The sequence below is a fragment of the Streptomyces sp. NBC_01352 genome, from assembly GCF_036237295.1.
GTDB lineage: Bacteria > Actinomycetota > Actinomycetes > Streptomycetales > Streptomycetaceae > Streptomyces > Streptomyces plumbiresistens.
Window position 1 is genome coordinate 1,864,589 of the sequence record NZ_CP108354.1, and the last position, 26,281, is coordinate 1,890,869.

Annotated in this window: 21 protein-coding genes; 9 read left to right on the plus strand and 12 right to left on the minus strand. The window is 72.9% G+C overall.

Translation table 11 applies throughout. From position 1 onward, the window contains the following. Positions 1-91: 91 nt before the first annotated feature. Positions 92-541 carry a hypothetical protein gene (locus tag OG252_RS08935; RefSeq protein WP_266450739.1) on the plus strand — a complete coding sequence of 150 codons (450 nt, stop codon included), beginning with the start codon at positions 92-94 and terminating at the stop codon, positions 539-541. 25 nt (positions 542-566) lie between these two features. After that, a complete protein-coding gene (locus tag OG252_RS08940; RefSeq protein ID WP_266450737.1) occupies positions 567-1,361 on the plus strand; it encodes an SDR family oxidoreductase in 795 nt (264 codons plus the stop codon). Between the two features lie 115 nt (positions 1,362-1,476). Here the strand turns inward: OG252_RS08940 and OG252_RS08945 are convergent, their stop codons facing one another. The 5 genes from OG252_RS08945 to OG252_RS08965 all read right to left on the minus strand — a co-directional run bounded on the left by OG252_RS08945 (position 1,477) and on the right by OG252_RS08965 (position 7,835). Continuing rightward, entirely contained in the window at positions 1,477-2,970 is a 1,494-nt protein-coding gene (locus OG252_RS08945; RefSeq protein WP_266450735.1) for an SDR family NAD(P)-dependent oxidoreductase, read from the minus strand. A 104-nt stretch (positions 2,971-3,074) separates the two neighbouring features. Next, a complete protein-coding gene (locus OG252_RS08950; RefSeq protein ID WP_329335065.1) occupies positions 3,075-4,403 on the minus strand; it encodes a wax ester/triacylglycerol synthase family O-acyltransferase in 1,329 nt (442 codons plus the stop codon). Between the two features lie 191 nt (positions 4,404-4,594). Next, positions 4,595-5,815 (minus strand): glucose-1-phosphate adenylyltransferase, encoded by a 1,221-nt coding sequence (glgC, locus tag OG252_RS08955; protein ID WP_329335066.1) that lies wholly within the window; start codon positions 5,813-5,815, stop codon positions 4,595-4,597. Between the two features lie 80 nt (positions 5,816-5,895). Further along, positions 5,896-7,047, minus strand: a complete 1,152-nt coding sequence (gene glgA, locus OG252_RS08960; RefSeq protein ID WP_329335067.1) for a glycogen synthase — start codon at positions 7,045-7,047, stop codon at positions 5,896-5,898. A gap of 38 nt (positions 7,048-7,085) precedes the next feature. Then, entirely contained in the window at positions 7,086-7,835 is a 750-nt protein-coding gene (locus OG252_RS08965) for a (2Fe-2S)-binding protein (protein WP_266450728.1), read from the minus strand. A gap of 228 nt (positions 7,836-8,063) precedes the next feature. Here OG252_RS08965 and OG252_RS08970 point away from each other — a divergent pair, with 228 nt between their 5' ends. Further along, entirely contained in the window at positions 8,064-9,335 is a 1,272-nt protein-coding gene (locus OG252_RS08970) for a DMT family transporter (RefSeq protein WP_329335069.1), read from the plus strand. Here OG252_RS08970 and OG252_RS08975 read toward each other — a convergent pair. Then, positions 9,325-10,512 (minus strand): transglycosylase family protein, encoded by a 1,188-nt coding sequence (locus OG252_RS08975; protein ID WP_329335071.1) that lies wholly within the window; start codon positions 10,510-10,512, stop codon positions 9,325-9,327. The genes OG252_RS08970 and OG252_RS08975 overlap by 11 nt on opposite strands. A gap of 288 nt (positions 10,513-10,800) precedes the next feature. Here OG252_RS08975 and gndA point away from each other — a divergent pair, with 288 nt between their 5' ends. Beyond that, positions 10,801-12,240: an NADP-dependent phosphogluconate dehydrogenase gene (gndA, locus tag OG252_RS08980; protein WP_266450723.1), complete on the plus strand. Its 1,440-nt coding sequence runs from the start codon at positions 10,801-10,803 to the stop codon at positions 12,238-12,240. A 503-nt stretch (positions 12,241-12,743) separates the two neighbouring features. On the opposite strand, the gene OG252_RS08985 is transcribed toward gndA, so the two are convergent. Together OG252_RS08985 and panD are read right to left on the minus strand one after the other, a co-directional pair. Further along, a complete protein-coding gene (locus OG252_RS08985; RefSeq protein ID WP_329335073.1) occupies positions 12,744-13,094 on the minus strand; it encodes a GNAT family N-acetyltransferase in 351 nt (116 codons plus the stop codon). Positions 13,095-13,133: 39 nt separating this feature from the next. Continuing rightward, positions 13,134-13,553, minus strand: a complete 420-nt coding sequence (gene panD, locus OG252_RS08990; protein ID WP_266450720.1) for an aspartate 1-decarboxylase — start codon at positions 13,551-13,553, stop codon at positions 13,134-13,136. Between the two features lie 255 nt (positions 13,554-13,808). Between panD and OG252_RS08995 the strand changes: the two genes are divergently transcribed. The 4 genes from OG252_RS08995 (at position 13,809) to OG252_RS09010 (ending at position 19,052) form a co-directional block, all read left to right on the plus strand. Next, positions 13,809-14,780, plus strand: coding sequence for an alpha/beta hydrolase (locus OG252_RS08995; protein ID WP_329335075.1), 972 nt, complete (start codon positions 13,809-13,811; stop codon positions 14,778-14,780). A gap of 39 nt (positions 14,781-14,819) precedes the next feature. Beyond that, entirely contained in the window at positions 14,820-15,536 is a 717-nt protein-coding gene (locus tag OG252_RS09000; protein WP_266450717.1) for an alpha/beta fold hydrolase, read from the plus strand. A gap of 132 nt (positions 15,537-15,668) precedes the next feature. Next, positions 15,669-17,972, plus strand: a complete 2,304-nt coding sequence (locus OG252_RS09005) for an ATP-binding protein (RefSeq protein WP_329335077.1) — start codon at positions 15,669-15,671, stop codon at positions 17,970-17,972. A gap of 99 nt (positions 17,973-18,071) precedes the next feature. Further along, the gene (locus tag OG252_RS09010) at positions 18,072-19,052 is read left to right on the plus strand and encodes a helix-turn-helix domain-containing protein (RefSeq protein WP_329335079.1); all 981 of its coding nucleotides are present in this window, start codon (positions 18,072-18,074) and stop codon (positions 19,050-19,052) included. A gap of 14 nt (positions 19,053-19,066) precedes the next feature. Here the strand turns inward: OG252_RS09010 and OG252_RS09015 are convergent, their stop codons facing one another. Continuing rightward, on the minus strand, positions 19,067-20,968 hold the full coding sequence (locus tag OG252_RS09015; RefSeq protein WP_266453080.1) for an ABC transporter ATP-binding protein: 1,902 nt from the start codon (positions 20,966-20,968) through the stop codon (positions 19,067-19,069). 221 nt (positions 20,969-21,189) lie between these two features. Here OG252_RS09015 and OG252_RS09020 point away from each other — a divergent pair, with 221 nt between their 5' ends. Further along, entirely contained in the window at positions 21,190-22,167 is a 978-nt protein-coding gene (locus tag OG252_RS09020) for a lysylphosphatidylglycerol synthase transmembrane domain-containing protein (protein ID WP_329335081.1), read from the plus strand. 1 nt (position 22,168) lies between these two features. Here OG252_RS09020 and OG252_RS09025 read toward each other — a convergent pair whose 3' ends face one another. From OG252_RS09025 to OG252_RS09035, 3 genes are read right to left on the minus strand one after another with little or no spacing between them, the layout of a single operon-like run. Then, positions 22,169-23,401: an NAD(P)/FAD-dependent oxidoreductase gene (locus OG252_RS09025; RefSeq protein WP_329335083.1), complete on the minus strand. Its 1,233-nt coding sequence runs from the start codon at positions 23,399-23,401 to the stop codon at positions 22,169-22,171. Continuing rightward, positions 23,398-24,804: an FAD-dependent oxidoreductase gene (locus tag OG252_RS09030; RefSeq protein WP_329335085.1), complete on the minus strand. Its 1,407-nt coding sequence runs from the start codon at positions 24,802-24,804 to the stop codon at positions 23,398-23,400. Before OG252_RS09030 ends, OG252_RS09025 begins: the two co-directional genes overlap by 4 nt. Further along, complete coding sequence (locus OG252_RS09035; RefSeq protein WP_329335087.1) at positions 24,801-26,249, minus strand: FGGY family carbohydrate kinase; 1,449 nt, start codon at positions 26,247-26,249, stop codon at positions 24,801-24,803. Before OG252_RS09035 ends, OG252_RS09030 begins: the two co-directional genes overlap by 4 nt. Between the last annotated feature and the right edge of the window lie 32 nt (positions 26,250-26,281).

Below are 26,281 nucleotides of genomic sequence, written 5' to 3' on the forward strand. Positions count from 1 at the left end.
GGCGACGCAGTTCAGATCCCGTTGGCCGATTCGCAAGCCGGCCATGATCTGCTGGCGGACCATACGGCTTGTCCGGCGGGAGGACTGGCGCATGGAGCTGCGCAGTGTCGAAGAGCTGATGGATCTGCTGAACGCCTGCCGGGGCGCGTGGGCCGCGCCCCCTCTCGGCGGCGGCCGAGTCGATCTCCACCAACACGCGCTGCGGACCGCCGCCCTGCTGCGCCGCACCCGGCCCGCCGACAAGGAGCTCCAGGTGGCGGGCCTGGTCCAGGCGATCGGCCCGCTGCTGCGGCCGGGCGACGAGGCCGCGCAGGCGGACTGCGCCGCCGACGCGGTCCGCGCCCTGCTCGGCGAACGCGTCTTCGCCCTCGTCCGCGGACACGCCACGGGCGACGCTGCCACCGACGACGACCTGCTGCGCCTGCGCCAGGCCGACGAGGAGGGCTGGTTCGCCGGGTTCGACGCGGGTGTCCTGGAGGACTGGCGCACCGTGCTGGAGCTGGTGGCGGCGCGCAACTCCCGTCTCGGGGCTGTCGACTGACGGTTCGTCATGAGACGGTACGCCGATGACGTCGTCGTACGGACTTGAGGGCAGGGCCGCGATCGTCACCGGCGCCACACGCGGCATCGGGCGGGCCGTCGCGGGGCAGTTGGCCGGCGCCGGGGCGCTGGTGTGCGTGACCGCCCGCGACGCCGACGACGTGCGACGGACCGCCGGGGAACTGGGCGGCATCGGCCTGGCGGGCAGCGTCGCGGACCCGGCCCACCTCTCACGGGTCACGGAGCTGGTCCTGCGGGAGTTCGGGCGGATCGACGTGCTGGTCAACAACGCGGCGACCAACCAGCCGTACGGACCGCTCATGGAGGCCGATCCGGACGCCTGGCGCCAGGCGTTCACGGTCAACGTGGAGGCGCCGCTGCGGCTGGTGCGGTGCGCCTGGCGGGCCTGGATGGGCGAGCACGGCGGCGCGGTGGTGAACGTCTGCACGGAGGGCGCCGGGCATGTCGGGCCGAGCGTCGGGGCGTACGGCACCAGCAAGGCGGCCCTGCTGCACCTGACCCGGCAGCTCGCGGGCGAACTAGCCCCGAAGGTACGGGTCAACTCCGTCTCGCCCGGCCTCGTCCGCACGGACATGGCGCGATTCGTCTGGGAACCGGGCGAGCGCGAGGTGGCCGCAGGGCTGCCGCTCGGGCGGATCGGCGAGCCGGAGGACGTGGCGCGGGCCGTGGTGTGGCTGGCCTCGGACGCGGCTCAGTGGGTGACCGGGGCGGACCTGCTGGTGGACGGGGGGACGCGGGTACGGGCCGCGTACACGTCGGCGCCGTACGCCGTGCACGAGCGGCTGCGCGGACACCGCTGAGCACCGAACGGTGAGCACGGGTGCCCGAGACCGGGCGCGGCCGCGCGATCGCCCATTACCTTCGTCGTAGAGCCCGGTTCGGGTTCGTGGCCATCGGGGCCGGCGAATCAGTGTCCTACCACTTGCCCGGCGCGTAGTCCTTCAGGAAGACGCCGTACACGTCCTCGCCCTCCTCGCCGCGGACGATCGGGTCGTATACACGGGCCGCTCCGTCGACCAGGTCGAGCGGGGCGTGGAAGCCCTCCTCGGCGAGGCGCAGCTTGTCGTAGTGGGGGCGCTCGTCGGTGATCCAGCCGGTGTCGACCGAGGTCATGAGGATGCCGTCGGCCTGGAACATCTCCTGGGCGCTGGTCCGCGTCACCATGTTCATCGCGGCCTTGGCGGCGTTCGTGTTCGGGTGGCCGGCACCCTTGTAGCCGCGGCCGAAGACGCCTTCCATCGCCGAGACGTTCACGATGTGCGCGCGTTTGCTGGTCGCCTTCGTGGCGGCGACGGCCATGACCGGGCGGAGCTTGCTGATCAGGATGAACGGCGCGGTGTAGTTGCACAGCTGGGTCTCGAGGAGCTCCACCGGGGAGATCTGCTCGATCGTCTGCACCCAGGTGTTGCTGTCGACGACGTCGGGGACGAGCCCGCCCGCGTCGATGGCGGTGCCGTCGAGGTGCCGGGCGACGCTGGCGTTGCCCGCGACCAGGGCGAGGTCGGCGACCTGCTGCGCGTCCATGCCGGAGATTCCGGCGGGTAGCGCGGCCAGACCGTCCACCGCGCCGGAGCCGAAGGCGCCGATGACGTGGTGGGCGGGCAGCTCACCGGCCGGCAGCGGGGCGCTCTCGCCCTCGACCAGGGCGGCGTAGGCGGAGGGCAGGCGGCGCACGGTCTGTGTCGCGTTGTTGATGAGGATGTCGAGGGGGCCCGCCTCGGCGACCTGGTCGGCGAGGGCCACGGCCTGCGCCGGGTCGCGCAGGTCGATGCCGACGACTTCCAGGCGGTGCATCCAGTCCGCCGAGTCGTCCATGGCCTTGAAGCGGCGGATGGCGTCCTTCGGGAAGCGCGTGGTGATCGTCGTGTGCGCGCCGTCGCGCAGCAGTCGCAGCGCGATGTACATGCCGATCTTGGCGCGGCCGCCGGTGAGCAGGGCGCGCTTGCCGGTGAGGTCGGCGCGGGCGTCGCGCTTGGCACGGTTGAGGCCGGCGCAGTCGGGACAGAGCTGGTGGTAGAAGTAGTCGACCTCCACGTACCGGGCCTTGCAGGTGTAGCAGGAGCGCGGGCGCTGGAGTATCCCCGCGATCTTCCCTTCCCCGGTGGCCGACGAGGGCAGGATGCCCTCCGTCTCGTCGTCGATGCGCTGGGCGGAGCCGGTCGCCGTGGCCTCCGTGACCGCCTTGTCGTGCGCGGTCTTGGCGGCCCGGCGCTCCTGGCGGCGGCGCTGCTTGACGCTGCGGTAGATGCCCGCGGTGGCCCGGCGCACGGTGATCGCGTCGGGGTGGTCGACGTCCAGCTTGTCGAGCTCCTCGAGCACGCTGAGGCAGACGGCGAGCCGCTCCGGGTCGATGCCGGGACCGTAGACGATCTCGTCCGTGGTCGCCGAGCCGTTGTCTGTCACCGTCATGGCCGCTGCCGTTCCCTGGGGTGTTTCGCGCGGCGCTCCGACGACGACCGCTTTCGAACAGGGCATTCTACGGAGCGCCGGTCCCAGCACCAAACCCGCGACGATCATGGGTCGCAGGCGGTGATCAGCGTCTGCACCTCCTCGGTCACGGCGAGGGCCAGCCGGTCGAGATCCGGTACGGCCTCGGCGTCGGCGACGAGCCCGTAGTGCACGCGCCCGCGGTACGTCGAGATGGCGACCGCGAGGGACTGCCCGCGGGCCAGCGGGGCGAAGGGGAAGACCTCGGTGACGGGGTTGCCGCCGAGCTTCAGGCCGATGCCGGGCAGGGGCACGCTGGTGACCAGGATGTCGAACCAGAGCCGGGCGGCCTGACCCACGAAGGGGCCGCCGAGCCGGTGGCCGAGCGCCGGGACGTGGTCGGCGAGCAGGGCGACGGCGCCGGCACCCCGGTTGGGTCCGGCGTCCTTGTTGCGGTCCATGGCCGTACGCACCGTGGCCAGGCGGCCCAGCGGGTCCGGGTCCGCGACGGGAAGCCGCATCAGGTACCCGGAGAGCCGGTTGCCCTGTGGGTGGGCGGTGCGCGGGCGGCGCCTGGACACGGGGATCAGGGCGCGGGGCGCCACGCCCTCACTGCCGTCGCCGCGCTCGTCCAGCCAGCGGCGCAGGGCGCCCGCGACGACGGCGATCAGGACGTCGTTGACGGTGCCGCCGACGGCCTTGCGGACGCGGTGCACGTCGTCGATGTCGACGACCACCCCGGCGGTGCGGCGGGTGCCGGTGGACCGGGCGGTGAGGGCGGCGGACGTGCGCACGTCCAGGGTGGAGCGGGCGACCGAGGCGCCGATGTCGAGGGCTCGGCCCACGTCGGACAGGGCGCCGCGCACCAGCCCCGGCAGTCTGCGGACGTCCGGGAGGAGGCCGCGGGGCGGCTCGAGGGGGCGGGGACGGCGGGCCGGCACGTCCATCGGGTCCAGGATCGCGGCGGCGAGCGTCAGCGCGCGCAGACCGTCGGCCAGGGCGTGGTGGAACTTGAACAGCACGGCGAACGAGACACCGTCCTCCCCGGGCAGCACATGCGCCTCCCACGGGGGCCGCTCGCGCTCCAGCGGCCGCTGCATCAGCCGGCCGGCCTCGGCCTGGAAGTCCGCGGTGGGGGCGTGCAGGGTGACGTGGGCGAGCGGGTCGAAGTCCGGAGCGGGCTCCCGCGCCGCGCCGCCGAAGGCCCCGGGGAAGCCCAGGGGCCACACGTCCCGGATCCGCATCCGCAGTCCGGGCACCGCGGCGGCCCGGGCGGACAGCAGATCGGCCGCGTGGGCGCCGGCGGTGGGCGAGTGTGCCGTGAAGACACCGAGGGCGCCCAGGTGCATGGGGTGCTCGGCGGATTCCATGTTCCAGAACGCCAGGTCGAGAGGTGCGAGCAGGTCAGAAGTCAATGGCTTGCCTCGCGTCGACGAAGGGTGAGTCAGCAGTCAACCGCCCAGAGGCGATTACGGTCAAGTACGATCAAGCTACGCACAGTTAACAACGGATTAAGTCCCGCCTCCACGAAAGAGGCGGGACTGGTGTGGCACATGGGGCCAATCAGCGCACCCCGGGCGCTGACGACACGGAACGCACCGAGGCTCTACGGCACCCGCTGGCCCTTGCCCAGCGCGATCACTCCACCCTTGGACACCGTGTACAGCTCGGCGTCCCGCTCCGGGTTCACGCCGATCGTCGCGCCGGGCGGCACCTCGACGTTCTTGTCCAGGACGGCGCCGCGCACCACCGCGCCCCGCCCGATGTGCACGTTGTCGTGCAGCACCGAGCCCTGGACGACGGCTCCCGGGTCGACCACGACACCCGGTGAGAGCACCGAGCGCGTGACCTGGCCGCGGATCAGGCAGCCCGCGCTGATGATGGACTCGCTGGCGATGCCGCCGGAGTTGAAACGGGCCGGGGAGAGCTGACCCGAGTGGGTGTAGATGGGCCAGCTGCGGTTGTAGAGGTTGAAGGCGGGGCGCTCGGCGATGAGGTCCATGTGGGCGTCGTAGTACGCGTCGAGCGTGCCGACGTCCCGCCAGTAGCCCTGGTCGCGGGTGGTCTCGCCGGGCACGTGGTTGGCGCTGAAGTCGTAGAGCTGGGCCTCGCCGCGGTCGGTGAGCTGCGGCAGGATCGAGCCGCCCATGTCGTGCACCGAGTTCACGTCCTCGGCGTCCCGTTGCAGCGCCTCGATGAGGGCCTTGGTGGTGAAGATGTAGTTGCCCATCGAGGCGAACACGCACTCGGGATCGTCGGCCAGGCCGGGCGGGTCGGCGGGCTTCTCCAGGAAGCGCTCCACCGCCTGGCCGTCGGAGCCGGGACTGATCACGCCGAAGGACGACGACTCGCCGCGCGGGACGCGTATCCCGGCCACCGTCACGCCCGCGCCGCTCTCGATGTGCTGGGCGAGCATCTGACGCGGGTCCATGCGGTAGACGTGGTCGGCGCCGAAGACGGCCACGTACTCGGGTCGCTCGTCGTAGATGAGGTTCAGGGACTGCAGGATCGCGTCGGCACTGCCCAGGTACCAGCGGGGGCCCAGGCGCTGCTGGGCCGGGACCGGGGTGACGTAGTTGCCGAGCAGGCTGGACATCCGCCAGGTGGTGGTGATGTGCCGGTCCAGCGAGTGCGACTTGTACTGCGTCAGCACGCAGATGCGCAGGATGTCGGCGTTGACCAGGTTGGACAGCACGAAGTCGACCAGGCGGTATGTACCGCCGAACGTGACCGCGGGTTTCGCGCGGTCGGCGGTCAGCGGCATCAGACGCTTGCCCTCTCCGCCCGCCAGCACGATTCCGAGCACCGAAGGACCACCACGACGCATGGCCGCTCCCCTCACCCTGGTTGATCCATTCCTGCCCCTGGGCAGGTCGCGCTACGCCTGTTCGAGGAACTCCTGTCGCACTAATCCGGCTTGAGGATCTCCTCGTAGAGCCGGACGATGCGCCGGGCGACCGCGTCCCAGCCGAACTCGCCCACCGCTCGCTGCCGTCCGGCCTCACCCATGTCCCGCGCGGCCGCCGGGTCACCGAGGACCGAATCCAGCGCCTGTGCCAGACCCGTCTCGAAGTCGTCGTCCACCGGGACGAGCAGCCCCGTCTTCCCGTCGTCCACGACTTCGGGAATGCCGCCGACCCGGGAGGCCACGACGGGGGTTCCGCACGCCATCGCCTCCAGGTTGACGATGCCGAGGGGCTCGTACACCGAAGGGCAGACGAACACCGCCGCGTGCGTGAGGAGTTGGATCACCTCGGGGCGCGGCAGCATCTGCGGGATCCAGTGCACCCCCTCGCGGACCCGGCTCAGCTCCTGGAAGAGCTCGCGGAACTCCTGGTCGATCTCGGGGGTGTCGGGGGCGCCGGCGCACAGCACGACCTGCGCGGCCGGGTCGATGTCCCGCACCGCGCGCAGCAGATGCGGGACGCCCTTCTGGCGGGTGATGCGGCCGACGAACAGGACGTACGGGCGGTCCGGGTCGAGGCCGATGCGGCGCAGGACGTCGGTGCCGTGGTCGGGTCGGTAGAGGGTGGTGTCGATGCCGTTGTGCACGATGTGGACCTTGGCCGGATCCAGCGCCGGATAGCAGCCGAGGATGTCCTCGCGCATGGCGCCGGACACCGCGATCACCCCGTCGGCGGACTCGATCGCGGTGCGCTCGGCCCAGCTGGACAGGGCGTAACCGCCGCCGAGTTGCTCGGCCTTCCAGGGGCGCAGGGGCTCCAGCGAGTGGGCCGTCATCACGTGCGGGATGCCGTACAGGAGTTTGCCGAGGTGACCGGCGAGGTTGGCGTACCAGGTGTGGGAGTGGACGAGTTCGCGGCCTTCGAGGCCGGCGGTCATCGCGAGGTCCACCGAGAAGGTGCGCAGCGCGTCGTTGGCGGTGTCCAGCGCGGACCAGGGGCGGTGGCGGATCACACCCTCCGCGCGGCCCTCCCCCCAGCAGTGCACGTCAAGGTCGACGAGGGACCTCAACTCCCGGGCGAGGAACTCGACGTGAACACCCGCACCGCCGTACACGTCCGGCGGGTACTCCCGGGTCAACAGGCCCACTCGCACCCGGAACCCCCTGTCTCAGCGGCTGGTTGCCTTCATGGTCACCCAGATGCGGCGCGCGGGGAAGACCGCGGGGGTCGTGTGAAACAACAGTCACCACAGACGCCTCCGCCGGGCACACGGTAGTAGAGGCAGCAGCTGCGCCGCCGGAAGGCGGTTCCGGTGAGGGTGCCGGTGCCCGCGAGGAGGGGGTGGGCGAGGAGTTCCGCGGTGCGGGCACGGGCTCGGGCGGCCACGTCCGTACGGCCGTGCGCCCGCGCCCAGCCGTCCAGCTGCCGGGCGGCGCCCGCCAGCGCGGAGGCGGCGTTGCCCCACAGCAGGCCTTCGGCGACTCGGTAACGGGAGTGCAGGTGCTCGGTCAGTGGCCGCAGGTGGGCGTGCAGTACGACGTCCGCGAGGGTCTCCGCGTCCGCGGGCAGCGGTCGTACGGCGGACAGCCACAGGTCGTCGGGGGCGCTGCCGTCGGGATCCCAGTGCAGCAGCCGGGGGTCGAGGTCGGGGATCCGGTCGTGGAGGGCGGCGCAGCCGAGGGCCACCGACCACAGGCGGGCAGCGAGTCCCTGCTGGGCGACCGAGGCGGCGATCCGCACCTCGGGAGACCGAAGGACATCCCCTACTTTCCGTACACGAAAAGTCATAGGATTGCCGTAAACATCCGCCGAACCCTTCGCGTACACCTGCGCGAGCGTGGGCAGGGAGGCCTGCGGGGCTGCTGCCGGGCTCGGTGCGGTGCGCAGGGCGAAGAAGCCGCCGAGCTGGCGCAACGCGGCGAGGTCAGGGTCGAGGTCCACGAAGAGCAGTAGTACCAAGGCTTCTGGGGGCTGCGACCACTAGGGGTCCGCCCAGGGTCACCCACCTTGGGGATGATGGCGACCGATTCGTACTCCATCGGCAGTAGGACCCATTGCCTGCTCAGGTACGACGACGGGAAGAAATTTTCGCGGGATCGTATTGGTTATGGAAGCCGACCGTACGCAGCGCCGGGCCCAGCGCCCCCGCCTCACGCAGAGGAGTCGCTCATGAGTGCCCTCGCGTTGTCCGTGCTGCTGTCGTTCGTCTCCGCCGTGGCGTATGCGGGCGGGGCGATCGTCCAGGAGCAGGTGGCGGTGTCCTCCCCCGGTCAGCAGTACGCACCGCTGCGCCGGCCCATCTGGTGGGCGGCGGTCGCGCTGAACGGCCTGGGCGGACTGCTGCACGTGGTGGCACTCGCCTACGGCCCGCTGAGCCTGGTCCAGCCGCTGGGCGCGCTGACCATCGTCTTCGCCCTGCCCATGGCCGCTCTGTTCGTCGGCCGCAGGGCCGGCGCGACGGCGTGGCGCGGCGCGATCATGGCGACGGTCGGTCTCGCCGGTCTGCTCTCCCTGGTCGGCGCGTCCGACGCGCAGTCGCTGGACACCACGCAGCGGGTGGGCGTGGCCGTCGTCACCGCCGGTGCGGTGATCGCGCTGATGATCGCCGGCCGGGCCGCACACCGGCACCCGGCGGTGCGCAGCATCCTGCTCGCGGTCGCGTCCGGCATAGCGTTCGGCATGTCCTCGGTGTTCACGAAGACCGTCGCCGTCGACTGGACGGGCGGGGTCTCCACGGCCGACGTGCCGTCCCTGGCCGTGATCGGCGTCCTGGCCACGGCCGGCATGCTGCTCTCCCAGGCCTCCTACCGCGGCGCGGGCCTCGCGGCCCCGCTGGCCACGCTCACGGTCGTGAACCCGGTGGCGGCGGCCGCGGTCGGCATCACGATGTTCGGAGAAACCTTCCGCTACGGCACGACGGGCACCGCCCTCGCGCTGAGCTGCGGCGTGGTCGCGGCGGGCGGCCTGATCCTGCTGACCACGGAGCGGATGGAGCGTACGCACGCGGAGCCCGTGGAGCCGCAGCCCGAGCCCGCGGCCCAGCCGGTGGCGCCGCTTGCCGAGCCGGTCCCCGCCGAGGGACCGTCGGCGCGGGTGCCCGAGCAGCCGGGGGTGCGGGAGGGCGTGCTCGTCCCGACCCCGTCGACCACGGCGGTTCAGGAACCCGTGCCCGCCCCGGCTCCGGTGGCTGCCGCGGTCCCGGAGGGCGTGCTCGTTCCGGCCCCTGTGTCGCCGTCGGTGCCCAAGAGCGTCCCGCCGGTACCGGACAGCACACCACAGGGGCTGGAGAGCGTCCCGCCCGTCCGGCAGGACGCCCCCGAGGACGCGGAGCCGTCGGGGACCGACGTGCCGCCGTATCTGTACGGTCCCTTCTACGGCGGCCCGTTCATTCCGCTGCCGGTGCGCGGCCGGGGCCGGCGCCGGACCCGCGTCAGATCCTGACGCCCCCGGCCCTCAGATAGGCCACCGGGTCGATGTCCGTTCCGAAGCCGGGCCCCGTCCGCACCTCGAAGTGCAGATGCGGGCCCGTGCTGTTGCCGGTGGAGCCCGAACGCCCGAGGCGCTGACCGCCGCCCACCGTCTGCCCGGCCTTCACGGAGATCGCCGACAGATGCGCGTACTGGGTGTAGCGGCCGTCGGAGTGCCGGATCACCACCTGGTACCCGAACGAACCGCCCCACCCGGAGGTGACGACCTTGCCGGCCGCGACCGCCTTCACGGACGTGCCGGTGGGCACGGCGAAGTCGACGCCGGTGTGGTAGCCCTTCGACCAGGAGGAACCCGTCTTGCGGTAGGGCGTGCCCAGGGTGGCGTTCACCGGGGAGACCAGGGAATGGCCGGTCGTGGCCTTGTCTTCGGTGTCCTGGGTGTTCTGGGTGCTCTGGGTGCTCGAAGAGGCCTTCTCGCTGGTGGACCTGCCGCTGCCGGACTGTGTGGTCGTGGTGGTGCCGACGGTCTCCTGGCCGCCGCGCAGCTTCAGCCGCTGGCCGGGCACGATCAGGTCGGGATCCGAGCCGATGGTCTTCCGGTTGGCCGTGTACAGCCCGCGCCAACCGCCCGGGATGCGCTCGGCGTCGGCGATCTCGGAGAGCGAGTCGCCGCGGACCACCGTGTACATCTCGGCGGTCCCGGCCCGGGACTGGGGCGTGGTCTGCGGCTGCACGTCCGCCGCGGAGCCGCTGCCCGACTTCTTCGGAGTGCTGTCGCCGGTCCCGGCGGGACGGATGTCCGGGGTGTCGCCGCCCCGCGTCAGCCCGGCCCGCACCGAGCACGTCGGCCAGGCTCCCGGCCCCTGCCCGTCCAGCACCTTCTCCGCCACGGCGATCTGCTGGTCCTTGGTCGCCAGATCCGCCCTCGGCGCGTACCGCGTGCCGCCGTACGCTTCCCAGGTGGACTGGCTGAACTGCAGTCCGCCGTAGTAGCCGTTGCCGGTGTTGATGTTCCAGTCGTTGGTCGACTCGCACGCGGCGACCTTGTTCCAGGTGTCCACGTCGGCGGCCTGCGCGACCCCGGCCCCGATGAGCGGCATCGCCATCCCGGCGCCGCCCGCCGTGACGGTGAGCGAGGCGCGGTTGATCCTGTTCGGCTGATACCGGCGGTGCCGGCCGCGTACGGCCATGAAGAAGCCCCCCTCGACATGCGTCAGGAGGGGCAAAAGTAAGCGCTGCGAACAGGCCATGACAAGGCGGCAATCGGCCGCGCTTCCGCGCAAGCAGTCCGGAATAACCGGCAGTTGTGCGGTGGCTGAGGCAGGTGGGGCCTTCCGTGCGTATCTGCCTGCGGAACGCCGCACACCCCGGACGCGCGGTCGGCGTACCGGCACGTCAGGATGGTCGAGGGGCGATACTGACGAGCACGACCGGCACCACCGACAACCGGATCCCCGGATCCTTGAGGAGCCAACCGAATGAGCACTTCAGCCCAGATCGGCGTCACGGGACTCGCGGTCATGGGCCGCAACCTGGCCCGAAACTTCGCGCGCAACGGCTACACGGTCGCTGTGCACAACCGGACGGCGTCGCGTACGCACGCGCTGGTGGAGGAGTTCGGGAGCGAGGGCGACTTCGTTGCGGCCGAGACCGCCAAGGACTTCGTGGCGGCGCTGGAGCGCCCGCGGCGGCTCGTCGTCATGGTGAAGGCCGGGGAGCCGACCGACGCGGTGATCGAGGAGTTCGCCCCGCTCCTGGAGCCCGGCGACATGATCATCGACGGCGGCAACGCGCACTTCGCGGACACCCGGCGCCGGGAGCGCGCGCTGCGCGAGCAGGGCATCCACTTCGTCGGCACCGGCGTCTCCGGCGGCGAGGAGGGCGCCCTGCACGGGCCGAGCATCATGCCGGGCGGCTCGAAGGAGTCGTACGACTCGCTCGGTCCGATGCTGGAGAAGATCTCCGCGAAGGCGGCGGACGGGGCGCCGTGCGTGACGCACGTGGGCCCGGACGGCGCCGGGCACTTCGTGAAGATGGTGCACAACGGCATCGAGTACGCCGACATGCAGCTGATCGGCGAGGCGTACCAACTGCTGCGCGACGTCGCCGGATACGAGCCCGCGCAGATCGCCGAGATCTTCCGCACGTGGAACACCGGGCGGCTCGACTCCTATCTGATCGAGATCACCGCCGAGGTGCTGTCCCACGTGGACGCGGCGACCGGCAAGCCCTTCGTGGACGTGGTGGTGGACGAGGCCGAGCAGAAGGGCACCGGACGCTGGACCGTCCAGATCGCCCTCGACCTCGGCGTCCCGGTCTCCGGCATCGCGGAGGCGGTCTTCGCCCGCTCGCTCTCCGGGCACGCCGCGCTGCGGCAGGCCTCGCGGGGGCTCGCCGGGCCGAAGGCGTCGCCGCTGAGCGAGTCCGAGGCGGGGGCCTTCGCGGACCGCGTGGAGCAGGCGCTGTACGCCTCGAAGATCGTGTCGTACACGCAGGGCTTCCACGAGATCGCCGCGGGCAGCGAGGAGTACGGCTGGGACATCGACCTCGGCTCGGTCTCCTCGATCTGGCGGGGCGGCTGCATCATCCGCGCGGCCTTCCTGGACCGGATCCGTGCGGCGTACGACGCCCGGGCCGACCTGCCGAGCCTGCTGTCCGACGAGACGTTCGCCCAGGAGATCGCGGCGGCCCAGGACGACTGGCGTGAGGTCATCATCGCCGCGACCCGCCAGGGCGTGCCGACGCCGGGCTTCGCGGCGGCCCTCGCCTACTACGACGCCCTGCGCGCGGAGCGGCTGCCCGCGGCGCTCACGCAGGGTCAGCGGGACTTCTTCGGTGCGCACACCTACCGGCGGACGGACCGGGACGGGTCGTTCCACACGCTGTGGGGCGGGGACCGGTCGGAGGTCTCCGAGTAGGAGACTCGCTACGGAGGTTCGACGAACGGCGGTGGGCGGCCCAGTGGTCGTCCACCGCCGTTTTGTGCGCCGGGGCCCTGGGACCGGCGGTGCCGGCTCAGGACAGGGGCGGTCCCGGCTCCGGGTTCGGAACCGGCTCCGGGCCCGGGGGGATCGGGGACGGAGAGGGCTCCGGGGTGGGGCCGGGCGCGGGTGGCGTCGGATCCGGGTCCGGCGGGGGTGGCGTCGGGGCCGGACCCGGCGGGGGCGGCGTCGGAGTCGGGCCCGGCTGCGGGGGCTGGGGGTCCGGGCCGGGTGTGGGCCCCGGCCCGGGACCCGGCGTGGGGTCCGGGTGGACGGGATCGGGGTACGGGTTGGTCATGGCGTCCTCCGGCCAGTCGGTCGACATCGGCTCTGGACTACTCCCCCGCGTACCCGACGGCGGCGCCACCACTCACCCCGCCGCGTGAAGGGGCTGAGCCGGGTGGGTCCGCGGGCGTGCGCCCCGCGTACCTCGGCCCCGCTCAGAACCGGCCCGGATGCTCCACCAGCCACCGCTTCGCCGCCCGCAGCAGTTCCGGGTCGGCCGGCGGAGCCTCGTCGGGGTGCCGCTCGGCCCACTTGACGACGTACGGACACAGCGGGGCGACGACGATGCCCTCGCGCTTCGCCGTGGCGTACAGCTCGCGCGCCAGGGAGCCCGCGATGCCCTTCCCCTCGTGGGCCGGTTCGACGATCGTGTGGACCGGGACGAGCGCGCCCTCGGGCGACTCGAGGACGAAGTACTCGATGTGGCCGACCACTTCGCCCGAACCGCCGCCGATCGCCTCCAGGCGGCCAGCCGCCCGGTCGTCGCGGATCTCGATGTCGCTCATGGGCACGCTCCTGGTCCGGAGTTCGTCGAAAGTCGGGGCTCAGGCCACCACGGCCTGCGGGCTGCGCTCCTGGTCCGAGCCCGGCACCGGCTCGGACGGGTCGGCCCCCAGGGCCACGACACGGTTGTCGCGGTCCACGTGCACGACCCGGGGTTCGAGTGCCCGTGCCTCGGCGTCGGTCACCTGAGCGTAACTGATGATGATCACCAGATCGCCGGGGTGGACGAGGTGGGCGGCCGCTCCGTTGATGCCGACGACACCCGACCCGCGCTCGCCCTCGATGACGTACGTCTCGAGCCGGGCGCCGTTGGTGATGTCGACGATGTGCACGAGCTCGCCGGGCAGCAGGTCGGCGGCGTCGAGCAGGTCGGCGTCGATGGTCACCGATCCCACGTAGTGCAGGTCGGCCTGGGTGACGGTGGCGCGGTGGATTTTGGACTTGAACATGGTGCGCAGCATCGAGGTACTCCCGAAAAGTAGGCTCCCTGCCCGCGTCTATGCAGGTCAAGGGCGTTTGCCCACTTTACAACGGGTACCGGTTCCTGGTCTGCGGTCTGGCCCACACCGCCGTGCGCTGTGGGGTCGGCACCGGTGCGCTCCTGGGCAAGACAGGTCGGCCGCGCGGACCTAGCGTGCTGAGCGAGGAACCCGCGGTGGATGAAACCGCGGTCGACGCACAACGTCTGTCGACGCACAACACTTCAGGAGAGCCACATGTCCGACGCCGTCGAGCCGGTCCAGCCGGTCCTGGAGCCGGCGGCCGCCGCGTTCGCCGAGGCGACCGCGAATCCGCCCTACCTCTTCGACCTGGCGCCCGCCGAGGGCCGCAAGGCCGTCGACGAGGTGCAGTCCGGCGAGATCGAGAAGCCGGAGATCGACGAGGAGTGGATCACTGTCGAGGGCGGTCCGACGGGCAGTGTCCGGGCCCGCATCGTCCGCCCGGCGGGCGCCACCGGGACCCTGCCGGTGATCGTCTACATCCATGGCGCGGGCTGGGTGTTCGGCAACGCCCACACCCACGACCGGCTGGTCCGCGAACTCGCCGTGGGCGCGAACGCCGCCGTGGTCTTCCCGGAGTACGACCTCTCGCCCGAGGCCCGCTACCCGGTGGCCATCGAGCAGAACTACGCGGTCGCCCAGTGGGTCGTGCAGCACGGCGCGTCCAAGGGCCTGGACGCCACCCGCATCGCGGTCGCCGGTGACTCGGTCGGCGGCAACATGACCGCCGCGCTGACGCTGATGGCCAAGGAGCGCGGCGATGTGCCGCTGGTGCAGCAGGTGCTGTTCTACCCGGTCACCGACGCCGCCTTCGACACCGGCTCCTACCACCAGTTCGCCACCGGCTACTTCCTGCGCCGCGACGGCATGCAGTGGTTCTGGGACCAGTACACGACCGACGAGGCACAGCGCGCCGAGATCACCGCCTCCCCGCTGCGGGCCACCACCGAGCAGCTCACCGGACTGCCCCCGGCCCTGGTCATCACCGGCGAGGCCGACGTCCTGCGCGACGAGGGCGAGGCCTACGCCAACAAGCTGCGCCAGGCCGGCGTCCCCGTCACCGCCGTCCGCTACCAGGGCATCATCCACGACTTCGTGATGCTCAACGCGCTGCGCGAGACGCACGCCGCCGAAGCCGCGATCTCGATGGCCGTCGGCACCCTGCGCACCGCGCTCCACGGCCACTGAGACACCTGGCCACTGAGACATCCAGAGGGAGAACCCAGCATGTCCCGCACCCCCACCGTCCTTCTCGTGCATGGCGCCTTCGCGGACGCCGGCAGCTGGTCCGGCGTCATCGCCGAACTGCAGAACCACGGCATCCCCGTGATCGCGCCGCCCAACCCGCTGCGCGGCCTGGCGTCCGACGCCGCGTACGTCGCGGCCGTGGCCGCCCAGATCGACGGCCCGGTCGTGCTCGTCGGCCACTCCTACGGGGGTGCGCTCATCACCGTGGCCGGCACCGCGGAGAACGTCGTCGGCCTGGTCTACGTCGCGGCCTACGTCCTCGAAGAGGGCGAGAGCCTCGGTGAGTTGCAGGGCCGCTTCCCGCTCTCGCCGCTCGTCAGCAACCTCAAGGAGTGGACGTACCCGGTCGAGGGGGCGAAGTCCGCGGTCGAGGTCAGCATCAAGGCCGAGGCCTACCCGGAGATCTTCGCCGCGGACGTCCCGGCCGCCGTCACCAAGGTCCTCGCGGCAGCCCAGCGTCCGCTGGCGGCGGCCGCGTTCGAGGAGAGCGCCGCCGCGGCCGCGTGGAAGACGAAGCCGTCCTGGGCGCTCGTCGCCGGCTCGGACCAGGCGATCAACCCCGAGGTGGAGCGCTTCGGCGCCAAGCGGGCCGGGGCCACGATCGTCGAACTCGAAGGCGCCTCGCACGCCGTCGCCGTGTCCCGTCCCAAGGAGGTCGCGGACCTGATCCGCGAGGCGGTACAGGCGACGAGCTGACGCGGGGGCTCCCGCCGGCCGCCGCCTGCCGTGCGTACCGCTCGCTCACGTCCAGCACACAGCACCCCCATACAATCCTCGTGATCATGTCCGGGCGTTCCGCTCGCGCATGGTGGGCACGAGGGGGGCGGGTTGGCCGAGGAGAGCGCGGCGTTCGGGGCGCTGCTGCGGGAGCTGCGGCTCGCCGCGTCGTTGACGTTGGAAGGCCTGGCCGAGGCCTCGGGGGTCAGTGTGCGGGGCATCGGAGATCTGGAACGTGGTCGCCGGGCGGCCCCGCAGCGCCGTACGGTGGCCGCCCTCGCCGACGGCCTGGGCCTGGCCGAACCGGCCCGCGAACGGCTCCTGGCCGCCGCCCGGGCCGGACGCAGTCCCGGCTACAGCCCCGTAGGCGTACAGGCCTTCCCGCGCGGCATCGACGACTTCGTGGGCCGGGAACGGGAGCTGGTGCGGCTGAGGGAGCTGGCCGAGGAGGCGGGCATGGCCGAAGCGTCCCCGGCCGGGACCGCGACCGAGCCCTCCGTCCCCGCACCCCGCCCGCCCGTCGTCGCCGCCGTGTCCGGTCCGCCGGGAACCGGCAAGACCACCCTCGCGCTGCACACCGCCCGGAAGCTGGCCGACCGCTTCCCGGACGGGCAGTTGATGGTGGAGCTGCGGGGGATGGACGACGTTCCGCCCGAGCCGCTCGAGTTGATGCTGGGCGTGCTCAAGGCCCTCGGTGTGGCCGACCGGGACCTGGCGAAGGCCGGGCCGCAGGGGCATCCCGGGCTGTACCGGCAGGTGCTGGCCGACCGGCGGTGTCTGCTGGTGCTGGACAACGCCCGTGACGAGGCGCAGGTCCGCCCGCTGCTGCCCGGCGGCGGCGCGGGGATCGTGCTGGTGACCAGCCGGCGGATGCTCACCGGGCTGGAGAGCGTGCACCGGCTGCCGCTCGGGGAACTGAGCGCGGAGGAGGCAGCCGTGTTCCTGACCGCTCTGGTGGGCGAGGAGCGGGCCGCGGCGGATCCGGCCGCTCTGGCCGAGGTCGCCGAGCGGTGCGCGCATCTGCCGCTGGCGCTGCGGGTGGCCGGCAACTGGCTGGCCACCCGCACCGGTTGGAGCGTGCGCCGGCTGGCCGACCGTCTCGCCGTCGAGGAACGCCGCCTGGACGCGCTGACCGCCGGGGACCTGCGGGTGTCGGCCGCCTTCGACCTGTCCTACCGCCAGCTCACCCCCACGGCGGCCCGGCTGTTCCGGCGCCTGGCCCTGGTGGACGGCCCGGACGTCGGTGCGGCCTGTGCTTCCCGGTTGACCGGGCAGCAGCTGTTCGACGCCGAGGACACCCTGGAGGAACTGGTCGAGGCCGGTCTGCTGGGTACGCAAGGGGACCGCTACCGCCTCCATGACCTGCTGTGCCTGTTCGCCCGCGGCCGGCTGGCAGCGGAGGAGAGCGCCGAGGACGCGGCGCGGGCCCGCGCGGAGATGGACGGGTGGCTGCTCAGGACCGCGATCGTGGCCGGCCGCTGGTACGAGCCCGGCCACGGTGCCCCGCCGCCGACCTGGCAGGGCACCGTCGACCTGTCGACCGCCGGAAAAGCCAGGGCGTGGCTGCAGGCCGAGGGCACCAACTGGCTGGCCGCGCTGCGCCGGGCCGCCGCAGCGGGCGAGCACGCCACCGTGGTGGAGGTGGCCGAGTCCCTGCACTGGTTCTCCGACCAGTGGATCTTCTGGGGTCACTGGCCCGAGGTCTTCGGTACCGCTGCTCTTTCCGCCCAGGCGCTCGGCGATCCGCTCCTGGAGGCCACCCAGCTCAACTACCACGCCTGGGCGCTGCTCGTGTGCGAAGCACGCCACCACGACAGCATGGCCCGCTCCGCCCAGGCCCTCACAGCCGCCGAGCACGCCGACGACGCGGTCCAGCAGGCATGGGCGCACTTCTACACGGGCTGGGCCCTGCGCTGGCTCGGCGACTACACGCCGGCCGCGGAACACAACCGGCGGGCCGTCGAGTTGTTCCGGGCCGCCGACGACATCCACGGCACCCTCCAGGCCATGAGCGGCCACGGCAGCGTCCTGGTGGAGGCCGGCCGGGCGGAGGAGGCCATCGCCGCCAACCTGGACGTGCTCTCCTTCGTCGACAGCGCCGAAGGCCGCCTCGAACCGCACATAGCCCTCTTCACCCGGATCAACAGGCACACCGGCAACGGTCGCGCCTACGCCCTGCTGAAGCGCTGGGACGAGGCCGTCGACCATCTGCGAACCTCCGTCGGACTCAGTCACGACAGCGGCAACACCGGCCTGGAGAGCCGCTGCCTGGTCGACCTCGGCCAGGTCCTGCTGGCCGCGGGACGTGAGACGGAGGCCTGGGAGGCGTTCACCCGCTGTCTGGCCCTCGGCGCGGGTGCTGATCCCAGTGCCGTCGCCCAGGCCCGCGAACAGCTCGCGCTCCGCGGCGGCTGAACCCACCGGACTTTCTGCCTGTGTTCTGCCTGGAGCCCGCACCCTGCCCCTGATTGGCTGCTGTTGATCCACAGCACAGGCAAGAAGGGGGAGAGCCGGTTGAGCCCGGTACTGACGACCGCGTCGGTTCCCGACGGGGACAAGGTCACCTACTGGCGCGACGCGCTGGGACGAGCGCTCGTCCCCACGACCGTCGCCCCGCACGGCACCGGGCCGTTCCACGGCCGGATCACGACCAGCCTCCTCGGCCATCTGCGGGTGTCCACCATCGAGGCGGACGCCCATCGGATCAGCCGTACGCCGTCACTCGTCGCGCGCTCCCCGGAGGCGTTCCTGGCCGTCGGCATCCAGGTGTCGGGCACGGCGACCCTCACCCAGGACGGCCGCAGGGCCCAGGTGCGCGAGGGCGACCTCCTGGTCTACGACACGACACGGCCGTACTCCCTCGACCACCCGGCGCGGTTCACCACCCATGTCTTCCTCCTCCCCCGTCGGGCACCGGGCCTGCCGGACCCCGACCTGAGCCGGATCACCGGCACCGCCATCGGCACCTCGGACGGCTTCGGCACCGTGCTGCTGCCCTTCCTGGCCTCGCTGGCGACCTCGGCCCACTCCTTCGCACCGGCCGTCGCGGGCAGGCTGGCCGGCAGCGTCGTCGACCTGGTCGCCACCCTGCTGGCCGAGCGGACCCGTCAGTCCGGCACGCATCAGGACGACACACGCGCCCACCTGGTGCTGCGCGTCCGCGAGCACATCGACCGGAACCTCGGCGATCCGGCCCTGTCGCCCGAGGCCATCGCGGGGGCGCACCGGATCTCCGTCCGGTACCTGCACCGGCTCTTCGAGGGCGAGGGCGTCACCATCGGACGGCTCGTGCAGCAGCGCCGCCTGGAGGAGTGCGCCCGCGAACTGGCCCGCCGCGGCGGGAGGAACGCCACCGTGTCGGCCGTGGCCCGGCGTTGGGGCTTCGTCAGCCCCACCCACTTCAGCCGGGCCTTCCGCACGGCGTACGGCGTTTCCCCGAGCGAGTGGCGCGATCCGCGCACCCACGAGATGTCCGGGGCCGACCCCCGCACCTGAGCCGTCGGCCACGTCTACGCCGCCGACCCGATCTCCGTGATCTCCGTGATCTCGCCGTCCGACCGCTGGGTGAACTGCGTCCGGTACAGCTGGGCGTACCGTCCGCCGGCCGCCAGCAGCTCCTCGTGCGTGCCGCGTTCCACGATCCGCCCCGCCTCGACCACGAGGATCAGGTCCGCCGTGCGCACGGTGGACAGCCGGTGGGCGATCACGACCGCCGTCCTGCCCTCCAGGGCCTCGGTGAGCGCCTCCTGGACGGCCGCCTCCGAGGTGTTGTCCAGGTGGGCGGTGGCCTCGTCGAGGATGACGACGCGCTGGCGGGCCAGCAGCAGCCGGGCGATGGTCATGCGCTGGCGTTCGCCGCCGGAGAGCCGGTAGCCGCGCTCGCCGACCACCGTGTCGAGGCCGTCGGGCAGGGACCGTACGAGAGCGTCCAGGCGGGAGCGGCGCAGGGCGTCCCACACCTCCTCCTCCGTGGCCGTGGGCCGGGCGAGGAGGAGGTTGGCGCGGACGGTGTCGTGGAAGAGGTGGCCGTCCTGGGTGACCATGCCGACGGTGCCGCGCAGTGACTCGGCGCTCAGGTCGCGGACGTCGACGCCGCCGACCCGGACGGCGCCCTCGTCGACGTCGTACAGGCGCGGCAGCAGCTGGGCGACCGTCGACTTGCCGGCGCCGGACGAGCCGACGAGGGCGACGGTCTGCCCGGGTTCGGCGCGGAAGGAGATGCCGTGCAGGACCTCGGCGCCGCCCCGGGTGTCGAGGGACGCGACCTCCTCCAGGGAGGCGAGGGAGACCTTGTCGGCGGACGGGTAGCCGAAGCGGACGTTCTCGAACTCGACGGGGACCGGGCCGTCGGGGACCGATCGTGCGTGCGGCTGCTCCTTGATCAGCGGCTCCAGGTCCAGTACCTCGAAGACGCGCTCGAAGCTGACCAGGGCGCTCATCACCTCGACGCGGGCGCCGGCCAGTGCGGTGAGCGGGGCGTACAGGCGGGTCAGGAGCAGGGCGAGGGCCACGACGGCGCCCGGGTCGAGGGTGCCGCGCAGGGCGAACCAGCCGCCGAGGCCGTAGACCAGGGCCAGGGCCAGGGCGGAGACCAGGGTCAGGGCGGTGATGAACAGGGACTGCGCCATGGCCGTGCGGACGCCGATGTCCCGTACCCGGCGCGCGCGGAGCGCGAACTCCTCGGACTCCTGCTCCGGGCGGCCGAACAGCTTGATCAGGGTGGCGCCGGGCGCCGAGAAGCGCTCGGTCATCCGGGTGCCCATCGCCGCGTTCAGGGCCGCCGCCTCCCGCTGCATCCCGGCCATGCGGCTGCCCATGCGCCGCGCCGGGATCACGAACACCGGCAGCAGCACCAGCGCGAGCAGGGTGACCTGCCAAGACAGGGTGAGCATCACGGCGAGGGTGAGGACCAGGGTGACCAGGTTGCTGACCACTCCGGACAGGGTGTTGCTGAAGGCGCGCTGGGCGCCGATGACGTCGTTGTTGAGACGGGAGACGAGTGCTCCCGTACGAGTACGTGTGAAGAACGCGACCGGCATCCGCTGCACATGATCGAACACCGCTGTCCGCAGATCGAGGATGAGGCCCTCCCCGAGCGTCGCCGACAGCCGTCGGCCGAGCACGCCGAGGGCCGCCTCCGCGACCGCGATGAGCGCGATGAGCAGCGCCAGGCGTACGACGGTGCCCTCGCCGCGGCCCGACACGATCGCGTCCACGACCTGTCCGGCGAGGACCGGGGTCGCGACGGCGAGCAGCGCGGTCACCACGCCGAGTGCGACGAACCGGGCGATACGGTGGCGGTGCGGGCGGGCGAAGTCGCCGATGCGGCGCAGGGTGGCGCGGGCGAGGGGGCGGCGTTTCTGCTCGGCGTTCATGACGCTCTGCAGCTGGGTCCAGGCTGTGGTCTCCATGCTCATGGGAAGGACCGTAGGACCTCAAGCATGATTGAGGTCAATGTGCTTCCGTCGTCCTCCCGCCCGTCGTCCACCCCCGACGTCCCCCACCCCTCGTCCCCCCACCCCTCGTCCCCCCACCCCTCGTCCCCCGCGCGAAGGATCCGATGACCGTACGCAATGCCTTGTCCCCGCTTCCGCAACCCGCAGTTGGTACGGGGTGGGAAGCCTCTCCGGATGTGACAGCGGTACAAATCCCCGAGCTCCCCAAACTCCCCCGTCGCCTCCCGGTCCGCAGGATCCGCCAGATCCTGTGCCTGCTTCCGCTCCTGCTCGTCACCGTCGTCGCGGTGGAGCACCGGTCCGTGCTCGCCGAGGGCTTCGGTCATCTGCGCAACGCCGCGTGGCCCTGGCTGCTGGTCGCGGCCGGCGCCACCTGTCTGACGTGGGTCGCCGCCGCGCTCACCCGGCAGGGTGCCGTGGTCGAGTCGCTGCCCAAACGGCGGCTGGTGGCCACGCAGTTCGCGGCGGGCGCGGCCAACCACCTGCTGCCGACGGGCCTGGGCGCAAGCGCGGTCAACCTGCGCTTCATGACGGTGTGCGGGCTGCCGCTCGCCCGATCCTCCGCCGCGCTCGCCCTGTATCTGCTGGCGGAGTCGATCGGCCGGCTCGGTCTGCTGGCCGCGCTGCTGATCGCCTTCCCGGACGCGCTGCGGCTCGGGACGCTCCTGCCCGAGGGGGCCGTGGGCCCGCTGCTGCTGGCCGTCGCGGCGGCACTGGTCGTGGCGGCGGGCGTGCTCGCGTGGGTACGGCGGCTGCGCACGGCCGTGCTGTCCTTCTTGCGGACCGCGCTGGGCGAGGCCCGGTCGGTGCACACGCGTCCGGCCCGGGCGCTCGCCCTGTGGGGCGGCTCGCTGGCCTTCCCCGCGTTGCAGGCGGCCGGGCTGGTCGCGGTGGGACAGGCGCTCGGGCTGCCGGTGCCGCCCGCGCACATGGCCCTCGCCTATCTCGCGGCGACGGTCGCGGTCGCCCTGGTGCCCACGCCGGGCGGGATCGGCTCGGTCGAGGCGGCGCTGATCGTGGCCCTGGTGGCGGCGGGCGGCCCGGTGGCCGTGGCCACGGCGGTGGTCCTCGCCTACCGGATCATCACCGTGTGGCTGCCGCTGCTGCCGGGAGCCTTGACGCTGGGCGCGCTGGTGCGGCTGAAGGTGATCTGACTCAGCGTTCCGACAGCTCCACGCGCACCGGACCGCCCTTGGCGTCCACGCCCCGGGTCCAGCGTGCCGTCAGGGTCACCGTGCGGTTCGGTACGGCGCCGCGGAGCCGTTCGCGGTGCAGCAGACGGCCGTCCTGGGTGACCCGCAGGACCGGGCGGGACAGTTCGGCCGCCGTGCGCAGGACGTACGGCAGCCGGTCGGCCGGCGTGACCCGGTTCGGGGCGATCCAGCGCAGGGGCGGGTCCGCGATCAGCGGGACGCCGTCCGGCGATTCGGCTCCGGGTTCGGCCCCGGCTTCGGCGAGCGCCTCCAGGACGGCACCGGCCGCGTGCGCGCCCTCGCGGGCCGCGGTGGCCGCGCTCTCCACGGGGTGCAGCACGCTGCCGACGGCGAAGACGCCGGGCCGCGAGGTGCGCAGGGAGCCGTCGACGGCCGGGCCGCGGGTGCCGGGGTCGAGGAGCAGTCCGCCGCGCCGGGCCAGTTCGTGATCGGGCACGAAGTCGCCGGTGAACACGACGGTGTCGCAGGGCAGCGTGGCCGTCCTGCCGTCGCGGTGGCGTACCCGCACGCCGGACAGGCGTCCGTGGCCGACGAGTTCGGTGACCGTAGTGGCGGTGAGGAGCGGAATGCCCTGGCGGAGGCGGGCGTCGAGGGCGCGGGCGGGCTCGGTCTGCGGGCGGGGCAGGTCGGTGACCATCGCGACGACCGCGGCTCCGGCGGCCCGTACGGTGTCGGCGGCCCGGTACGAGACGTCCTCCGCGCCGACGACGACCGCGCGCGTGCCGATGTGCTGCCCGTACAGGCGCACGGCCTGCTGGAGCTCCCCCGTGGTGTACACCCCGGCGGGGCGGGTGCCGGGCACCAGCCGTGCGGCGCGGGGTCGTTCGCGTGCGCCGGTGGCCAGGACGACGGCCCGCGCGCCCAGGGTCTCCGGCCCGTGCGGGCCGACCGTGCGCAGGGCCAGCGGCCCGGCCCAGTCGAGGGCCGTGACCCCGGTGCGTACGACGGCTCCGGCGCGCTCGGCGGCGGTGACGAGCAGGCGGGCGTACGACGGCCCGGTCAACGGGCGCAGCCAGGTCCCGTAGCCGCCGTGGGCGCAGTGCCGCGGGACTCCCCCGGCGTGCTGCTCGCGGTCCAGGACCTCGACGCGGCCGACGCCGGAGGCGGCCAGGCGGGCGGCGGCGGTGAGTCCGGCGGGGCCGGCTCCCACGACGAGGACGTCGATGGCCCTCACGCCCCGGCCTCCTCGAACAGCTCCCGTACCGCGGCACCGCAGTAGAAGCCCTGGCAGCGGCCCGCCCGGGCCCGGGTGCGGCGGCGCAGGCCGTCGAGGCCGGCCGGGGGGATCGTACTGGCGAGGGCGTCGCGGATCTCGCCGCGGGAGACGCGTTCGCAGTGGCAGACGAGGGTGCCGTACTCCGGGTCGGCCGCGATGAGCTCGGGCCGCTGGTAGGGGCGCGGGAAGGCCTCGCCGAGGTTGGGCATGCGGACCGGCGCCAACGCGCGGACCGGGCCGGTCTGTTCCAGTCCGGCTTCGGCGAGCAGTCCCGTCACGTGGTCGGCGATGGCGAGGGACGCGGTGAGGCCGGTGGAGCGGATGCCGCCGACGGTGACGTATCTCTGGTCGGGGTGGGCGGCGACGCGGTAGTCGTCGTGCTCGGTGGCGGCGCGCAGGCCCGCGTAGACGGCGGTGACCTCCTCGTCGAGCAGGTCGGGCAGGATGCGGCGGCCCTTGTCCCGCAGCAGGGTCAGCCCGTCGGCCGTCGAACCGGTGGCCTGCTTGTCGTCGAGGTCCTCGGCGGTGGGGCCGAGCAGGACGTTGCCGTAGACCGTGGGGGCGACCAGGACGCCCTTGCCGAGCGCCGTGGGAACGGGCAGCAGGATGTGGCGTACGAGGTCGCGGGCGAGCTTGTCGAAGACGAGGAGCTGGCCGCGGCGCGGGGTGACGGTGAAGTCGTCGTGGCCGAGCTGCCGGTCGAGGGTGTCGGCGTGCAGGCCGGCCGCGTTGACGAGCCAGCGGGCGCGCAGCGGGCCTCGGGTCGTGCGCAGCACGTGCGTCTCGTCCGGCCGGCTCGCCTGTTCCACCCGGCAGTCGAGGTGCAGGTCGACTCCGTGCCGCACTGCCTGGGTGGCGTAGGCCAGGGTGGTCGTCCAGGGGCAGATGGTGCTCTCGCCGGGTACGTGCAGCGCGGCGAGCGCGCCGGGGCCGAGGTGCGGTTCGCGCTCGTACAGCGCGGCGGGCCCGATCAGGCTGGTGTGCCAGTAGTCGTTGCGTTCGGCCTTCTCGGCGAGGCGGGGCAGCGCGGCGAGCTGCTCCTCGTCCCAGGCGACGAGGAGCGCGCCGACGGGTTCGACGGGGATGCCGGACTCGGCAGCGTAGGCGGCCAGCAGGCGGGCGCCCTCGCGGACCAGGCGTGCCTCCAGGGAGCCGGGCACCGCGTCGAAGCCGGTGTGCAGGATCGCGGTGTTGGCCTTGGAGGTGCCCTGTCCGATGTCGTCCTGCGCCTCGACGAGGGCGATGCGCAGACCGGGGTGGCGGGCGAGGGCGCGGGCGATCGCACAGCCGACGACTCCGGCGCCGACGACGGCCACGTCGTACGTGACAGATGGCAGCGGTCCTCGGTCGGTGACCGTCATGCGGGCGTCCCGTCCAGCAGCGCGGTCACGGCCGCGCGGAAACGGCCGAGGCGTTCGGCGGCCTCCTCGGGCGACACGCGCGGCTCGTACACCGCGGCCGGCTTCCAGTCCGGCAGCGCGTCAGCGAGGCTCAGGCCGGGTTCCGCGCCGAGCCGGGCCAGCGCGCCCACCCCGAGTGCGGTCGCATCAGGCAGCGCGGACACCTCGACGGGGCGTTGCAGCAGGTCGGCCTGGGTCTGCATGAGCAGGGCCGAGCGGGTCAGGCCGCCGTCGACGCGGAGGACTTCGAGCGCGTCGCCGAGGTCCGCCGCGGCGGCGTCCGCCAGCGACACCACCTGGGCGGCCAGCCCCTCGCAGAGCGCGCGCACCAGGTGCCCGGGCCCGGTGTCCAGGCCCAGTCCGGTGAGGGACCCGCGCAGGTCGCCGCGCCACCAGGGGGCGGCGAGCCCGGCGAGGGCCGGTACGAAGGTGACGCCGCCGCTGTCGGGCACGGCCCCGCCCACGGTGTCGAGGTCGGCGGCGCCCCGGATGACGCCGAGGTCGGTGAGCCAGCGGACGGCGGAGGCGGCCGTGTACACCTGGCCGTCGAGGCAGTAGCTGGTGTGTCCGCCGAGCCGCCAGGCGACACAGCTGACCAGTCCGGAGGTACCGCGCCGGGGCGTGTCGCCGGTGTGGGCGAGGAGGAACGCGCCCGTGCCGTAAGTGCACTTGGCGCCGCCGGGTGTGGTGATGCGCTGAGCGAGCAGGGCGGCCTGCTGGTCGACGACCAGCCCGGTGAGCGGAATCGGCGGCATCCCGGTGCCGAAGGCGGTGGTCGTACCGACGAAGCCCGCGTTGTCCACGACGTCCGGCAGTCGCTCGTCGGACAGGCCGTAGATCTCCAGTGCGCGCGGCGACCACTGGGCGCGGTCGAGGTCCAGGAGCTGTGTACGGCCGGCGGTGGCGGCGTCCGTGACGTAGGCGCCGGTGAGGCGGTGGACCAGCCAGGCGTCGCTGGTGGTGACGACTCCCTCGGCGGTGCGGTGCCGTCGTATCCAGGCCATCTTGGGGGCGGAGAAATAGGGGTCGAGGGGCAGACCGGTCAGCTGCCGCAACTCCTCCGCGTGCTCGGCGAGTTCGGCGCACACGCTCTCGGCCCGGCGGTCCTGCCAGACGAGGGCGTCGGTGAGCGCCCGGCCCGTCGCCGGGTCCCAGGCGAGCACGGTCTCGCCCTGGTTGGCCAGGCCCAGCGCGACGACGGGCTCGCCCGCCTGGGCGAGGGCACGGGTACCGGCCTCGACCACCGAGTCGTACAGCTCGGCCGGGTCGGCCTCCACCAGTCCGCCGGGCAGGTGGCGGGGCCGCACGGCGGCGAAGCCGGTGCCGATGACGCCGCGTTCGGGACAGACCACCAGGGCCTTGGTGCCGGACGTGCCCTGGTCGACGGCGAGTACCGGACCCGTCATCACGCCCCTTCCTCGGTGATCACAGCCCGACA

Coding starts and splice junctions, on each gene's coding strand:
- OG252_RS09035 (WP_329335087.1), bottom strand. CDS start 26,249: ATGACGGGTCCGGTACTCGCCGTCGACCAGGGCACGTCCGGCACCAAG.
- OG252_RS08995 (WP_329335075.1), top strand. CDS start 13,809: ATGTCCGACGCCGTCGAGCCGGTCCAGCCGGTCCTGGAGCCGGCGGCC.
- OG252_RS08975 (WP_329335071.1), bottom strand. CDS start 10,512: ATGGCCGTACGCGGCCGGCACCGCCGGTATCAGCCGAACAGGATCAAC.
- OG252_RS09000 (WP_266450717.1), top strand. CDS start 14,820: ATGTCCCGCACCCCCACCGTCCTTCTCGTGCATGGCGCCTTCGCGGAC.
- OG252_RS08945 (WP_266450735.1), bottom strand. CDS start 2,970: ATGACGGTGACAGACAACGGCTCGGCGACCACGGACGAGATCGTCTAC.
- OG252_RS09015 (WP_266453080.1), bottom strand. CDS start 20,968: ATGGAGACCACAGCCTGGACCCAGCTGCAGAGCGTCATGAACGCCGAG.
- panD (WP_266450720.1), bottom strand. CDS start 13,553: ATGCTGCGCACCATGTTCAAGTCCAAAATCCACCGCGCCACCGTCACC.
- OG252_RS08985 (WP_329335073.1), bottom strand. CDS start 13,094: ATGAGCGACATCGAGATCCGCGACGACCGGGCGGCTGGCCGCCTGGAG.
- glgC (WP_329335066.1), bottom strand. CDS start 5,815: ATGCGTCGTGGTGGTCCTTCGGTGCTCGGAATCGTGCTGGCGGGCGGA.
- OG252_RS09030 (WP_329335085.1), bottom strand. CDS start 24,804: ATGACGGTCACCGACCGAGGACCGCTGCCATCTGTCACGTACGACGTG.
- OG252_RS08970 (WP_329335069.1), top strand. CDS start 8,064: ATGAGTGCCCTCGCGTTGTCCGTGCTGCTGTCGTTCGTCTCCGCCGTG.
- OG252_RS08935 (WP_266450739.1), top strand. CDS start 92: ATGGAGCTGCGCAGTGTCGAAGAGCTGATGGATCTGCTGAACGCCTGC.
- gndA (WP_266450723.1), top strand. CDS start 10,801: ATGAGCACTTCAGCCCAGATCGGCGTCACGGGACTCGCGGTCATGGGC.
- OG252_RS08940 (WP_266450737.1), top strand. CDS start 567: ATGACGTCGTCGTACGGACTTGAGGGCAGGGCCGCGATCGTCACCGGC.